At 37.6% G+C, this 14,977-nt stretch carries 10 protein-coding genes; 3 read left to right on the top strand and 7 right to left on the bottom strand.

All coding sequences use genetic code 11. From position 1 onward, the window contains the following. Positions 1–36: 36 nt before the first annotated feature. From V7077_RS01315 to V7077_RS01335, 5 genes are all read right to left on the bottom strand, one after another. On the bottom strand, positions 37–930 hold the full coding sequence (locus V7077_RS01315; RefSeq protein ID WP_335498034.1) for a 5'-3' exonuclease: 894 nt from the start codon (positions 928–930) through the stop codon (positions 37–39). Positions 931–992: 62 nt separating this feature from the next. Beyond that, a complete protein-coding gene (locus V7077_RS01320) occupies positions 993–1,823 on the bottom strand; it encodes a sulfurtransferase (protein ID WP_335498035.1) in 831 nt (276 codons plus the stop codon). A 16-nt stretch (positions 1,824–1,839) separates the two neighbouring features. Next, complete coding sequence (locus V7077_RS01325) at positions 1,840–5,487, bottom strand: dynamin family protein (protein ID WP_335498036.1); 3,648 nt, start codon at positions 5,485–5,487, stop codon at positions 1,840–1,842. Positions 5,488–5,826: 339 nt separating this feature from the next. Next, positions 5,827–6,396, bottom strand: coding sequence for an isoprenylcysteine carboxyl methyltransferase family protein (locus tag V7077_RS01330; RefSeq protein ID WP_335498038.1), 570 nt, complete (start codon positions 6,394–6,396; stop codon positions 5,827–5,829). Beyond that, positions 6,396–7,484, bottom strand: a complete 1,089-nt coding sequence (locus V7077_RS01335; RefSeq protein WP_335498039.1) for a type III polyketide synthase — start codon at positions 7,482–7,484, stop codon at positions 6,396–6,398. Before V7077_RS01335 ends, V7077_RS01330 begins: the two co-directional genes overlap by 1 nt. Positions 7,485–8,169: 685 nt before the next feature. Between V7077_RS01335 and V7077_RS01340 the strand changes: the two genes are divergently transcribed. Genes V7077_RS01340 through V7077_RS01350 form a run of 3 tightly spaced genes read left to right on the top strand, consistent with a single transcriptional unit; the run spans position 8,170 to position 10,485 of the window. Continuing rightward, a complete protein-coding gene (locus tag V7077_RS01340; RefSeq protein WP_215043034.1) occupies positions 8,170–8,319 on the top strand; it encodes a cytochrome c oxidase subunit 2A in 150 nt (49 codons plus the stop codon). Positions 8,320–8,344: 25 nt separating this feature from the next. After that, positions 8,345–8,821 carry a cytochrome c oxidase subunit II gene (locus V7077_RS01345; protein ID WP_335498040.1) on the top strand — a complete coding sequence of 159 codons (477 nt, stop codon included), beginning with the start codon at positions 8,345–8,347 and terminating at the stop codon, positions 8,819–8,821. After that, entirely contained in the window at positions 8,821–10,485 is a 1,665-nt protein-coding gene (locus V7077_RS01350; protein WP_335498041.1) for a b(o/a)3-type cytochrome-c oxidase subunit 1, read from the top strand. Before V7077_RS01345 ends, V7077_RS01350 begins: the two co-directional genes overlap by 1 nt. 53 nt (positions 10,486–10,538) lie before the next feature. On the opposite strand, the gene V7077_RS01355 is transcribed toward V7077_RS01350, so the two are convergent. Together V7077_RS01355 and V7077_RS01360 are read right to left on the bottom strand one after the other, a co-directional pair. Further along, positions 10,539–12,044 carry a carboxypeptidase M32 gene (locus tag V7077_RS01355; protein ID WP_335498042.1) on the bottom strand — a complete coding sequence of 502 codons (1,506 nt, stop codon included), beginning with the start codon at positions 12,042–12,044 and terminating at the stop codon, positions 10,539–10,541. Positions 12,045–12,551: 507 nt separating this feature from the next. After that, the gene (locus tag V7077_RS01360; RefSeq protein WP_335498043.1) at positions 12,552–14,915 is read right to left on the bottom strand and encodes a nitric-oxide reductase large subunit; all 2,364 of its coding nucleotides are present in this window, start codon (positions 14,913–14,915) and stop codon (positions 12,552–12,554) included. Between the last annotated feature and the right edge of the window lie 62 nt (positions 14,916–14,977).

Consider the following 14,977-nt stretch of genomic DNA (forward strand, 5'->3'; position numbering starts at 1 on the left):
AAAAGGGTGTCCAAATAGTTGGAACACCCTTTATAGTTAGGAAATAATTGCCTCATCAAACGGAAGCAGCCGCTGTAAACCCCGGAGTTCCATTTCTTTCAATTTATTTAACGCTTTTTCCATAGGAATTTGCAGCCCAGCCTGATCGAGCTGGCAGGTAACTGGAACATCACATTTTATTTCCGCTAAGATTCGAGACAAATGGAGCATTTCTAAATCTTGCTCTATTTTTGATTTATGTGATTTTGATAAACGGTCAAGATTCGAAATAATTCCTTCTACATGTTCGAACTCTTTTAAAAGCTTTAGGGCTGTTTTTTCACCAATCCCTTTTACCCCTGGATAATTATCGCTTGGATCACCCATAAGTGCCTTTAAATCAATCATCTGTCTTGGCATGATTCCCTTTTCTTCATAAAAGGTTTGTGGTGTGTGAACAAGATAATTGCCATATCCTTTTTTGAGTAAAATAACCGAAATATCCTCATCAAGCAGTTGAAGAATATCCTGGTCACCCGTTAAAATCGACACATGGGCAGTATCCTTCATTTGCTGGGCAATCGTTCCTATACAATCATCTGCCTCATATCCAGTCAAGCCGATATTCGGAATATCAAAGGACTCAACCACCTCTTTGACCAAATCAAATTGTGGGATAAGCTCAATCGGTGCCTCGCCCCGATTACCTTTATAATCAGCAAATATTTCAGTTCGAAAGGTTTTACTTCCCATATCCCAGCAAACGACTAGATGTGTCGGTTTAAATTGAGATACAGCCGTAAATAAATGTTTAACGAAACCATGAATTCCATTAGTCGGAATTCCTTTTGAATTTATCATAAATTGGCCTGTTACTGCAGTAGCATAAAAAGCCCGGAATAACAGTGCCATACCATCTACGAGCATTAGTGAAGGCTTTTGATTTTCCAATTTCTCAGTCCCCCTTTTGGTATACTAAAAAACAGCACGTCTACCATTATACCATATGAAGACTAGGATGATAATTCAATTTTATTTTCATCATACGAAATCCAGTCACTAAAACTTCCAACATACAGCTTCACTTTTTCAAAACCGGCTTCCTTAAGTGCCAGAAAATTGGGGACAGCCGTTACCCCAGAACCACAATATACGATGATCGATTGATTGGGATCAAGCTCGGAAAATCGCTGTAATTGTTCAGAAATCGGCAAATAATGACCACCCCTTACTCCCTCCATCCACGGCTTATTAAGAGCGCCTGGAATATGGCCCGCTTTTTTATCTATGGGTTCTTCTATACCTAAATATCGTCTTTCTTCACGTGAATCAATTAAGACCTGGTTTTGGGTTTCAACAGCTTCCTTGACTTCTTCAAATGTTGCCAATAATTCGGGCCTTAGTTTTAATCGAAAATCAGCCTTTTCAAAAAGGGGAATTTCCACAGTTACAGGGAGATTCGCTTCGTGCCAGTTTTTAAACCCTCCATCAAGTACAAACACTTTGTCATGGCCTATGTATCGCATAAGCCACCAAAAACGAGCTGCAAATGGACCTTCTCCTTGATCATAAGCAATGACAATTTTATCATTATTGATCCCGGCATTTTCGATCTTCCTAATCAAGTCGTCAATATTTGGCAGTGGATGACGACCCCCATGCTCCCGGATGTTTCCTGATAAATCTTGTTCTAAATCAAAATGGACCGCTCCAGGAATATGACCTTGTAAATAGTCTTTTTTCCCTTGTAAATGGTCAGCCAATGAAAACCGGCAATCAATCACACTTACATGTTCATCATGCAAATTTTCCAATAACCATTCTCTGTCTTTTATAAACCGCATTCGGACGTCACCTCCATTATTCAGAAAGCTTTTGTTCAATATCTCTTAATCGTTCGACCGAAACACCACCATCTAATGCCGAAAGCAAACTTAAATAAAAATCATCAGCCTGGCCCTCCATTTGATGTAACAGAAGGGTAAAATTGTCACTTAATTCTTCAACATAATGGTCATTTAGTCTGAGCGCTTGTTCTTTTAGATAATGATCTGCCAACGGATTCAATATTTGGGACAGTTCATCACTCATGAACTTCTTTTCATTTTTCTCAAAAAAGGACTTAGGATTTTTAAAATAGGATAGTGCTTTACTGAAATGCTGTTGGCTTACATCCATAAAGGCAATTGGAAAATCAATTTGATTATTTTCCTTTTTATCAAATACAGAAAATGAGAGGTCACAGTTTATTTCATGAAAACTCCTCATGAGACGTTCTTGATAATCGATCATCAGCTGTTCAATAAATCGATCTAATCTAACGGTTGTTGCTCTAAGCTCTTGCGCGAAATCATATCCAAAACTTTCTAAAAATTCTTCAAGACCAGTTTGTAGTGCTCGTTTTAAATTACGGCCATCATCCCTCAAGGCAGCCGGATTAAAAGCCTCTTTAAAAAATTCACTAAACCGCAGGAAGACTCTTTGTTTAATATAAAAAACTAATTCTTCTGCTTCTTGTATCATTCGATTTTGAATGGTATCAACTTTTTGATTTTCTAATAAATCCTTAATCTTGGCTTTTTGGTTTTCTAATTCGGTTCGTTTTTGCGCTTTCATATTCTGGTCTTGTTGAGAATTGTGGATAAGTCTATTTACTAATTCACGTACCCTCAACAATTCCTTTTCTGCGGAGGCAATGGCCATTTCTGTTAGGTCATCGGAAATAAACTGATAAAAGGCCTGCTCAAATCCGTTCATTCCGGAGGAAGTATCCGAATTTCCCGTTGTTTTCTCTTTTAATCCCAGAAGACTAGATAAGGAATAAAGATGCGGATGTCTGATCCCAAACTTCATTAAGTTTTCTTCTACATATTGGGAAACAAATTCCTTTTCTTCTTCATTTTCCGCAAGATCAATGGCATTGATGATGAAAAACATTTTATCCATTTGAAAGGATTCCTTTACACGTCCTAATTGTATTAGAAACTCGCGATCTGCCTTTGAGAAAGCATGATTATAATACGTGACGAAAAGGATAGCATCAGAATTTTTAATATAATCAAAGGCTACGCCCGTGTGTCTAGCATTAATGGAATCGGCTCCAGGGGTATCTACCAATGTAATTCCTTTCCTTGTTATCCCACAATCATAGTAAAGCTCAATCCACTCCACATAACAGGATTTTTCTTCTTGAGCCACAAACTCCTGGAATTCGGATAAGCCTGTTTCCTTTATCGTACCAAGTAATGGAACAAACAGGTTATATCCTTTTTTAAATGCATGTAAAAAGGCAAAATGAGTTTTTTCAAGAACCGTTTGACCTTGCTCAAATATAATCCGATCAATTAAGGTTACTGCCTCTGAAAATCCGGCTGCATGCAAATCAAAAACCTTTAAGGAACGATTTATATCTTCAAGCATTGTATTTGATTCCTTAAACTTTACTAGAACGGTCCCGTGTGAAAATTGTTCTGTTACAGGTTTGATTTTATTGATTGCTGCCGTGGTTGGATTCGGAGAGACAGGTAATACTTTTTCTCCTATTAAAGCGTTAGCAAATGAAGATTTTCCTGCACTAAAAGCACCAAATAAGGCAACCGTAAAACCCTTATTCTCTAAACGCTCTGCTTTCTCGGTTAATTCCAGCGAAATCTTGTGAAAACCAGGCAGGTCTTTGACAAGCTCCGACGTATATTTCAGCTTTGAAGTTATTTCCTTTAAGTGCTTCCCTTTTGATTCCTTTTCGCTTTTGTTGACTAACTGGTTCCTCTTTTTTTCCATTAAACCAGCAGACTGTGGATGTAATTTCTTGAAGTCCCCTAGGGAATGAACGACCTCGTATTCTTCTGATTCACTTGTGAAGAGATGATAACGATCTTCCTCCATCGCTGTTTGTGAAATCAGCAGTTCATTTATCATTTTTTCTCTATCTAAATAGGCGTGCTCATTCCTTTTAAGCTCTTCAAATGCGTTTACATACTTTTCCATTTTCCTGTATTCCTGTTCATATCTGTCCTGTAAACCAGCACTATGTTCTTTGAATGCCGCAAATAATATCGTTTTAAAGTCTGTTAACTGTATTCTTGCATTTCTTTTGATTTCATTAGCTACGTCCTCCGTGTAATGAAGTATATAATCACCGGTAACGCGCGCTCCAGGTTTAACTGTATTTCTTAATAAATCCACTGGAACAGGAATGGAATAGGATTGTGCTAAGCCATGCAATTCAGGAAAATCAAGCTCGGCTGTTTTCAACGTACGGAGTAAAAATTCCCGTAGATGCCATTCCAGTTGTGTTTTTGTTTTCTCGACAAGATCCTCATAGAAGCTTGTTAATCTTTTATTTTTCTCCTCTTCCGTTTTTTGTTTGGAAAACAAAATACCTACTTTAAATTCTGGCTGACAACTTTCTAAATATTTCTCAGCTAACTCTCTCGTTTGGAACGGCATGAGATAGGCGGTCTTCATGATTTGGGCAATTTCCGAATCAAACTCTCTTTCCTTTTTATCCGTTCCCTCTTTGACACTGTTCAGCTCAAATACTAGTTTTTGGTAGTTTGCTGATAGCTCTTGTTTTTCCTGCTCTGATAATTCATTGAGCACTTCTACTATAGGAGAAAGCGCTTCTTCTTCCTGCTTTTTTAATTGGCTTAAGTGGTCTAGCGCAATTTTCTTTAATGAGTGATAAATAGACGGAACTAATAGCTGATCTTTCCCTGCCAGTTTATCAGCAAGAAATTCCTGAAGCTGCTGAAACTGATTATAAGGATGATGTTTCTCTTTTAAAGAGGTATAAAAAATTCTTGCAGGTTTTACCCCCCATGATGCAAAGGAATCGATAACACTTGTTTGAAAGTCTTGAAATGTTAATTCCTCTTCTTTATGTTTATCAATTTGATTGATGACAAGATAGACCTCTTTTCCTGCCTCCGTTAACTCTTTTGTAAATAAAAAATTTAATTCGGCTTGCACATGGTTGTAGTCCATTACATAAAAAATCAAATCAGCTAAATGGATAGCGGATTCTGTGGCGATCCGGTGGGCATCATCAGCGGAATCAATTCCAGGAGTATCCATGATGGTCGTATTTTCCGGTAACATTGATTGACTGTGACTAATCTCAACTTCCTCTATTGTGTCCCCGTCTTTACAATAATTTTTAACTAGATCATAGTCGTATGGTGCCAAATATAGTCTTGGTTTTTCATTTTTGAAGAACACTTTAGCGTAATCCTCACCCGTTTTTACCTTAACAAGATTTGCACTTGTTGGAATGGGGCTAGCTGGCAGCAAATTCTCCCCAACTACCTGATTGATCATGGTCGATTTACCTGCTGAAAAATGGCCGCAAAAAGCGATTGAGTACTCCCGATTCTCTAATTTTTTGGCTAGCTGTTTCACTTTCTCAGCTTGGACTGGATCATTCTGATTTCTTAAATATTCATAAATCGAAACAATTTTTCCTTTAAGTGTTTGAAAAGTTTCTACCCGTTTGGCTGTTTGCACCATTAACTTATTCCCCTTAGCATCGTAGTAATAATTTTTATTTTATACGATAATTCAAACATTTCCTATTATGTAATTTCCTTTTGTAGTGAAAATTATTTAAATGATACTAAAAAAGCCAAGGATTTCTCCCTGGCTTTTCTTAAGATATTACGATTGAGTTACATTTTTTAAGACGTGCTTCATGACAAATGCATATATAATCACCGTTCCACCTACAAAAGCAAAAGCCATTTTCAACACCTTCCTCGTTTTCATCATCACTTGAGAATGATTTTCATTATTGTAACCATTTTAACATGAGTGATAATCATTTTCAATAACCAATACGAAGTGTCACATTTATTTAACAATCTTTGGTATAAATCGGTGACAGTTTCGGAAAGTTTCATCATACTCTGTTAGTGTATTAAGCGCCTTTTCTTCCAAAGGTATTCGTATTTTAAGCATTAATATATTTAAAACAGTGAAAAGTACAGCAGTAAAAAAAGAGTTGAACATTAATGGAATCGACATTAATTCAAGTGCAACGACCAAATAATTGGGATGTTTTAAATAACGATATGGTCCTTTTCTTATTACATTTGTATCCGCCAAAACGAGTATTTTTGTGTTCCAAAATCTTCCTAAAGATGTAATGACCCATACTCTTACGGCCTGTGCAAAACCAAACAAACATAAAAACACAGGCCATGCAGGAGATATTCCCCGTCGAAACATTAAGGTTTCAGCGGATAAAAAAATTAAAAAAAGCACATGTAAAAGAACCATATACTTATAGTGCCTTTGACCAAATTCAATGGCCCCCTGCTGTTTCATCCATTTCTCATTTCCTTTAGCAATATAAAGCTCGATGATCCGCTGGAGGACGATGAAAGATAGTAATAGAATGAATAAAAGTGATTTCTGCATTATTGCCACCTCAAAAGAAGTAATTCTGAGCTAAATCCAGGACCTAGTGCTGTTGCAAGCCCCCAATCATTTATAGCGATATCCTGGTCCATAAACCGCTTTAACACAAATAAAATGGTGGCTGAAGACATGTTTCCATAATTCTTAAGTACATGATGAGAGAAGTCATTCATCGAGGGTGGAATCTCCAATGATTTTATATAGGCATCTAATACTTTCTTACCTCCAGGATGGGCAATAAAGTGGTTGATTTGGCCGAGCTCTATTTGATGTTCAGATAAAAAACCAATCACATTTGGTTTTAACCATGCTTCAATAATATGTGGAATGTCTCGAGAGAAAATGACAAATAACCCAGTATTACGGATGTTCCAGCCCATCACATCTAATGAATTTGGCATGAGGGTTGATTGGGTAGCAACAATATACGGTATGGCAGTCTTCTTACTATATGCCTCTTTTCTAACTTCATCCCCTATCACCAATGCACAGGCAATGCCATCTGCAAATAGCGATGTACCAATCAAGTTACTTTTTGAAAGATCATTCTTTTGAAATGTTAAACTGCAGAGTTCAACTGAAAGGACAAGAACTTTTGACTTAGGAAAGGCAACACAGTATTCAAAGGCCCTTGATAAACCCGCGGCCCCCCCGGCACAGCCCAATCCCCAGATGGGGACCCGTTTTATATGAGGATTAAAAGATAATTGGTTAATGATTCTTGCATCAATACTCGGGGTCGAAATTCCAGTTGTTGAGATAAAGAAAATAGCGTCAATCTCTTCGTATGAAATAGGCTCACTTAAAAAGCTGTTACTATGTAAGCATTTCACAATTGCCTCTATACCGAATTTAACAGCACATTCAATATAGGCATTGTTCTTCTCCTCAAAGGAATGATCTTCTTTGAACCAATCCAAACTTTTTGCAAAGTATCTTTTTTCAATTTGGCCGTTCTGGAAAGCTTTTAGGAGTCTCTCTATATCCTTGAATGAGCCGGAAAAAAGGTCTCGAGCAAACACAGATGCCTGATCTTGATTGACTTGAAAAGGGGGCGTGATTTCTGAAACGGATAAAATGGAAGGCATGAATTAGTCTCCTTCTTTATAATTAAGGATATTTTTTCCGTTAAAGGTGAATTTATTCCAATGAAGTCAGCAAAAAAAAAGCCTCCCACTGCTGGGAAGCAAACGTTTTGAAGGTTGTTGCTGTGCAATTAAATTATATCGCGGTTTTGAAATTCCTTCATTAGATAAACTTTTCCAATTTCATATTTTTTCTACACTCATTCCCCTTTGCTTATTTTTCGGACTGCTTTTGAACTTCAATCTTAATTTTGTTACTAGCCAATACACCACATACCTTACAATACTCTTTTTTATCATATAAAAGTCGACAGTTCTCGCAATAATATTTCTCCAAAAAAAATCACTCACTTTCTAATAAAAAATGAACTATATGATTAGCTTATTTTTTTATTTCAAGAGTGTTACCTAGTTCAACATATAGGCAGCAAAGTGTTTGTGAAATAATATTCAATTACATTTATCACTTGTGAAACAGGCGTGTTCACAGTTTATTCATATTTAACAAACAGGTTAGTGATATTAATCACTGTTATATCAAGTTTTTATCATTAACATAGTTATTAAGTAAGGAATGAACAATTTGTGAACTTCGCAAATTCATATTTTTCTTTCGTAATTGTTTTGTATTATGAAAGAGAGAAGTGATTTATTTATTGTTTAATTTTCTGAAGGGAGTGCAAGGGGGATGGCGAAAGCGGAATTGAAAACAAAACAAAAAACAGAAGTGGAAGATAGCTCTTCTCTTAAAGGGACATTAGCGTCTGTTTTCTTTTTGGGGGCATTTATTATTGTGTCTTGGGTAAGTGTCTATTACCTATTCGTCGAACGTTTTTAACTGATTGAAAAGGGGGTAAGTTGTTATGCACATGCATAAATTCGAAAAAATTTGGCTGACATTCGGTATTGGATGCCTTGTCGTTTTTCTATCAGTGGTGGGTGTCAGCGCTTTCTACCTAGGCAACAAGCCGGCTAGTTGTTTAACTACTATTAATTCTGCAAAAGTTGATCAGACAAAGCCTTTTGATAAACCCGGTTTACATAAGGTGGAAGGAAAAGAATGGGATTATGAGTTAGTTTTTGTAGCATCCACATTCTCCTATAATCCTGCACAAGTTAAAGTACCGCTCGGTGCAAAGGTGAAGGTTATAGCTACTACAAAAGATGTTATACATGGTTTTGAAATGGCGGGTACCAATATTAATATGATGCTTGAGCCGGGGTATGTCAGTGAATATACGACTACGTTTGACAAGGCTGGCGAATATTTGGTGGTTTGTAATGAATACTGTGGTACAGGACACCACTTAATGAGTGCAAAAATTGAGGTGGTTAAATAATGGCTAAGGAAACTGCAAAAATAAAAGTAGACCCTCGTGATGCAAAGCTATCAATGGCACACTTTTTCGTTGCCTTTTCAGCACTTGCTCTGGGTGGTTTAATGGGACTTCTGCAAACCCTTGTACGTTCTGGGAAATGGGAACTTCCTTGGGGAATTGATTATTATCAAATTTTAACTGTTCATGGTGTTCTAATGGGTCTTGTATTAACAACCTTCTTTATTATGGGATTCCAATATGCAGCAGTAAGCAGAACAACTGGCGGTCATTCGAACGCTGCCAGACGTTTGGGCTGGATTGGTTTTTGGGTAATGTTAATTGGTACCCTAATGGCGGCAACCATGGTATTACTAAAGCAAGCTTCCGTCCTTTATACATTTTATGCACCACTTAAAGCTCATTGGATCTTTTATTTAGGCTTAACCTTTGTTGTGGTTGGAAGTTGGGTTGACGGTGCAGCGCAAATTATGACTTATGCAAGATGGCGGAGAAATAATCCTGGGAAACCAAGTCCATTATTAAGCTTTATGGCTGTCATTAACACCGTACTTTGGATTGTCGCTACTCTTGGGGTAGCTGCTACCGTTTTATTCCAACTACTTCCTTGGTCACTTGGATTAGTTGACACTGTTGATGTTCTTGTCAGCCGTACCTTATTCTGGTATTTTGGACACCCATTAGTTTACTTCTGGCTCCTGCCAGCCTATATGTGCTGGTATGCTATAATTCCAAAAGTAATCGGAGGGAAAATCTTTTCTGATTCACTTGCAAGACTCTCGTTTATTTTATTCCTGCTGTTCTCCATCCCGGTTGGATTTCATCACCAATTAACAGAACCTGGTATTGACCCGGCATGGAAATTTTTACAAGTTATTTTAACATTTATGGTTATTATTCCTTCCTTAATGACTGCTTTTTCGTTATTTGCAACTTTTGAAAGGTTTGGCCGCTCGAAAGGGGCAACTGGTCTTTTTGGCTGGTTTAAAGTATTGCCATGGAATGATGCTCGCTTTACGGTTCCATTTATTGGAATGGCTTCATTCATTCCAGCCGGTGCTGGCGGGATTATTAATGCCTCAAACCAAATGGATGAAGTAGTTCATAATACCATATGGGTAACAGGTCATTTCCATTTAACAGCCGCAACATCTGTTGTATTAACATTCTTTGGTATCTCTTATTGGCTGGTACCACATTTAACTGGACGTAAATTAACGAAAGCGATGAACAAACTGGGCATAATCCAGGCATGGATCTGGTTTATCGGCATGGTATTCATGTCAGGAGCAATGCACATTGAAGGTCTGCTTGGCGGACCAAGACGTTCTGCATTTTCAACCTATGGCGGAGCAAAGCAGGCGGCCGAGTGGATTCCTTATCAAATTGCTCAGGCAGTAGGCGGCTCGATTTTATTCTTAGGGATTATCTTAGTCCTTATTATCTTTGTCAATCTTGCTTTCTTTGCTCCTAAGGGCGAAGAAGAATTTCCTGTGGCTGAAGCTGAGAGTACTGAACAACAGGCCCCAATGGTATTTGAAAATTGGAAACTGTGGCTTGGTATCACTGCAGCACTCATTTTATTTGCTTACACGATTCCGTTTATTGATATTATCCAGAATGCTCCTCCGGGTTCAAAGGGTTTTCAAACTTGGGGTAAATGGTAATGTTTTTTGACCAAAAAAGGCTTCAATCATCGAGATTGAAGCCTTTTTTATCGTCACTTTAGTTTGTATACATCTGTATATTTTTTATATAGATAATCAATTAAGTAATTAGGATTCAACCCTTCGCCCGTGACGCCCTTCAAAATCTCTAGTGGTTTTTTCAACTTACCGTATTGATGAATCTTTTCAGTCAGCCATGATTTTATTGGTAAGAGATCTCCCTTTTCCACCAAACGATCAAACTCGGGAATCTCTTCTAGCAATTTATGCTTAAATTGTGCCGCATACATATAACCTAATGCATAAGATGGAAAATAACCAAAACTGCCGCCTGCCCAGTGAACATCCTGCAGGACTCCAACTGCATCATTTTTCGGGCGGATACCAAAATACTTTTCATATTTACCATTCCAAATTTCTGGCAGATCCCTGACTTCGTATTCACCATCAAATAGCCCTTTTTCAATTTCATAGCGGATAATGATATGAAGCGGGTAGGTTAATTCATCTGCCTCGATTCTAATAAAGGAAGGCTTTGACTCATTGATGGCTCGATAGAAATCATCCAGTTTAACACAATTAAATTGGCCATCTGCGGCATATTGTTTCAAAAGTTCAAAATTGTTTTTCCAAAAAGAATAGCTTCGACCTAAAATATTTTCATAAAAAAGGGATTGGGACTCATGTATCCCCATCGAAGTTCCAGTACAAAGCGGTGTACCAATTAATTCCTTGGAAATGTTTTGTTCGTATAAAGCGTGCCCCCCTTCGTGAATGGTGCCAAAAATGGCGGTTCGAAAATCACTTTCATTGTAATTTGTGGTAACACGAACATCACCAGGGTTAAGTCCGGTAGCAAAAGGATGGACGGTTTCATCTAGTCTACCAGCCTGAAAGTTGTATCCCATTTTTTCTAATATTTTTAAACTAAAATCTCGTTGTTGCTCTTTCGGAAACTTTTCAAATAGAAATTCCGTTTTGGGCTTATAAGGAGATTCCGAAACAGCTTTAACTAAAGGGACTATCTTGTCTCTCAACTCTAGAAATACTTGATCAAGTACACTTACTGTCATTCCAGGTTCGTACATATCTAATAGGACATCATACTTATTTTGTTGGTATCCCCAATAGCTGATAAATCTTTTTGTCATGGTTACTAGCTTTTCTAGGTAAGGACAAAACATTGCAAAATTAGCTGTTTCTTTTGCTTCTTCCCAAACACTCTCCGCCTTGGATTGGAGGATGACGTATTCTCTGTACTCTTCTTCCGGTATTTTTTTATTTCGTTCATACTCCCGTTTGCATTCTTGCAAAATCTTGCTTGTCTTTTCTGACAGTGATTGTTTTGTTAAATTAGCTATGTATGCAGCCATTTCCTCGGAAGTGGACATTTTAAATACTTCAGAGGAAAGCATTCCAATTACTTCCGACCTCTGTTCTATTCCTTGTTTTGGAGCCCCGGTCCGTAAATCCCAATAAATTAGTCCAATTGCCTCATTATAAGCGGAGATTTTTTTTACAAAGTCTAAGAATTCTTTTTCTAATTGTTTAATATTCATACCAAGACCTCCCTGCATAATTAGTTAAATTTTAACATACTATTCTAAATCGCTGACTTAAAGAGTTCAAAAAAAAAACAACAGGAGACCTGTTGTTAGAAAAAAGAGAAGTTCTTAGGAAAAAAAATATTAAAGTTTAAAACGGTTGAGAGAGTTTTTAAACCACTAATCAATTGTTGCCTGATTAGAACCATCTACAGTTTATAACTTTTGCACCTCCTATAGTTTGTTTACTTCCTTTTTATTATAGATGAATAAACATAAATCCCATTGTGCTACTTATCACACCTATGGCATAATTTTATTAATAATTTGTGAAAAAAGGCGGAATAACATGATCGAACTCGTTGGCTGTTGCTGTAAGTGCCGGAAAGAGGTTTATTGCTTAGATGGGTTTTTAAATGGTGTCCACCGCGACAAAAAAGAGATCTTTTGTTTCGATTGCTTTGAGAGATTTGTTAACGAAACGGAAAATCCGCAAAGCTAGCTTTGCGGATTTTTCTCCTCTTATTCTTCATCCAGCGCTAAATCTTTAACAGGAAGCTGTTCTCCCTCTTTATGCGTTGGTTTACGTAAATGAAACAGTGCCTTCATGCAGAAAATCAATAATACTACTACACCAATAAGGAATATGGTGTCAGGCACCGCCCGCCAGGTTAAGAGTGTTTGGACAAGGTCCTTTTGCAGGAATGCTGCCGAACGGGATGCTGCATATCCATGATGGAAAGCTTCTTTTATTTGAATGAACCCAACAGGAAGTAAGGATAAGAAGACCATACCTGCCAAGCCGACATTGAGCATAATACAGCTAAATTTAATCCATTTATCGTTCCAAAACTCGGGTTGGACAATATTACGCAATGAGTACAGAAGTACTGCCACTGCAAACATTCCGTAAACCCCCATCATAGAACCATGACCATGTGCCGGCGTTAGGAATTGCCCATGTTCAAAATAACTTACTGCCGGAAGATTGATCAAAAACCCTAGAACACCTGCACCTACTAAGTTCCAAATGGCAACTGAGATTAAGAACCAAAATGTTCCTTTATAAGGGAAATCAATTCCGCCTTCACGCATCATTTTATATTGTTCATATGCCTCAAGAATTAACAATGTCAATGGGATCACTTCTAAGGCTGAGAATACTGCACCAAGACCCAGCCAAACTTCGGCCGACCCATTGTAATAATAATGGTGACCAATACCAATCACACCGCTGCCTAATAATAGTATTAATTGGAAATATAGCTGTCTGACCGTAGATTTTTTTGTGACAAGCCCTAATTGAACCATCAAGAAACCGATAACCACGACGGCAAATACTTCAAAGATTCCTTCAACCCAGAGATGGATAATCCACCAGCGCCAATAGTCTGCAAATGTGAAACTAGTTCCAGGATTAATAAATAGTGCAAAGATATAAAACGCTGGTACCGCAATGGCTGAATAGAATAACAAATGAATTAGTCCACCCTTATCAGACTCTCTTTTTAAGCCTGCCCGAATTCCACGGTAAACGATAAACAGCCAAATAAGCATACCGACAATAAGAATAAGCTGCCAAATCCGTCCTAACTCAATATATTCCCAGCCATTGTTTCCAAGCAGGAACCAATTATTTCCTAAATATCCTTTCGCCCCCAGCCACTCTCCTGCCATACTGCCGCCTACAAGGACAACCAGAGCCCAGAATAAGATATCGACTAGAAGTCCTTGTTTCTTAGGTTCATATCCACCCACTAGCGGTGCAACATAAATACCCATTCCTAGCCAGGATGTTGCGATCCAGAAAATAGCCAGTTGCAGATGGAACCCTTTGGTAATATTAAATGGCAGTATATCATGAATCCACTTAATACCAAAGAAACTATCAGGTTCAATATAGTAGTGGGCCAGTAAAGCACCAAACATACACTGAACAAAAAATAACACAGAAACAATAACAAAATATTTTCCACTCTTTACTTGTGAACTTGTTACAGGTATTTTTCGTAAATCGATTTTAGGGAATTGCCCCTCTTTGTATGCTTCCTTCATGCCAAACTGATAACGGTAAAACACAAATAGGATAACCCCTACCATTAATACAAATAATGTAATACTGGCACCGCTCCACCATACCGCAGAAAAGGAAAGGTGGTTTCCGGCATCTTCGTAATAAGGCCAGTTATTCGTATATGTGATGGTATCACCTTTTCGGACTGTACTTGATAACCAGGCAGTCCAAAAGAAGAAATCAGATATCTGTGTAATTTGATCACCTTTCGCCACGTATGCCCGGTTCTTTTCCGGCATATCGGTTTCTTTAATCAGATTGGCCTTTAACCCCCAACCGTCTCCTTTTGTAAACACGTCTTGATAATGTTCTCTTACCTTTTCAAGACCAAAAGCTTGGGCGTTTGTTAATTTCATTGAATCTTTAGCAATGTCGTATCGATTTTTACGCATTTCTTTAATCACATTATTTTTAATAATCGTTTTTTCATCACCATTAAGGGAGGTAAAACTTTTATTGTATTTTTCCTTTGCCTTAAATTCTTGCATTCCTTGCGTATAGATTTTAAGGGCTTCAGCCGTATAATCTGGCCCCATATAAGAACCATGTCCTAACACTGTTCCATAATCCATTAAACCATACTTCTGAAAAACAGCTTGCCCTCCCATAATTGACTCCTTTGTAAAAAGAACCTCCCCCTTCTCATTTGTTACCTGCAATGGTCTTGGAGCCTGTTCTTTAAATATCCAATAACCCCCGGCAAGTAAGACAGTAAAACTTAGTAAAATAGTAATTATTAAAACTGACTTTAACAAACCATTTCGGTTTGTATTCATCACTTTTTTCAATGTTTTCCCCCGTTTTAGTTCCATCCAAATTCATCCTTTCTAATTTGTTCACATTTACTATTGTAATGTTGAAGGATAACTTATAG

Source organism: Neobacillus vireti (assembly GCF_036962465.1).
Lineage (GTDB): Bacteria > Bacillota > Bacilli > Bacillales > Cytobacillaceae > Neobacillus > Neobacillus vireti_B.

Bases quoted from the DNA above. Each gene is read 5' to 3' on its own strand.
- V7077_RS01360 (WP_335498043.1), bottom strand. From the start codon at position 14,915: ATGGAACTAAAACGGGGGAAAACATTGAAAAAAGTGATGAATACAAAC.
- V7077_RS01335 (WP_335498039.1), bottom strand. From the start codon at position 7,484: ATGCCTTCCATTTTATCCGTTTCAGAAATCACGCCCCCTTTTCAAGTC.
- V7077_RS01350 (WP_335498041.1), top strand. From the start codon at position 8,821: ATGGCTAAGGAAACTGCAAAAATAAAAGTAGACCCTCGTGATGCAAAG.
- V7077_RS01340 (WP_215043034.1), top strand. From the start codon at position 8,170: ATGGCGAAAGCGGAATTGAAAACAAAACAAAAAACAGAAGTGGAAGAT.
- V7077_RS01330 (WP_335498038.1), bottom strand. From the start codon at position 6,396: ATGCAGAAATCACTTTTATTCATTCTATTACTATCTTTCATCGTCCTC.
- V7077_RS01345 (WP_335498040.1), top strand. From the start codon at position 8,345: ATGCACATGCATAAATTCGAAAAAATTTGGCTGACATTCGGTATTGGA.
- V7077_RS01325 (WP_335498036.1), bottom strand. From the start codon at position 5,487: ATGGTGCAAACAGCCAAACGGGTAGAAACTTTTCAAACACTTAAAGGA.
- V7077_RS01355 (WP_335498042.1), bottom strand. From the start codon at position 12,044: ATGAATATTAAACAATTAGAAAAAGAATTCTTAGACTTTGTAAAAAAA.
- V7077_RS01320 (WP_335498035.1), bottom strand. From the start codon at position 1,823: ATGCGGTTTATAAAAGACAGAGAATGGTTATTGGAAAATTTGCATGAT.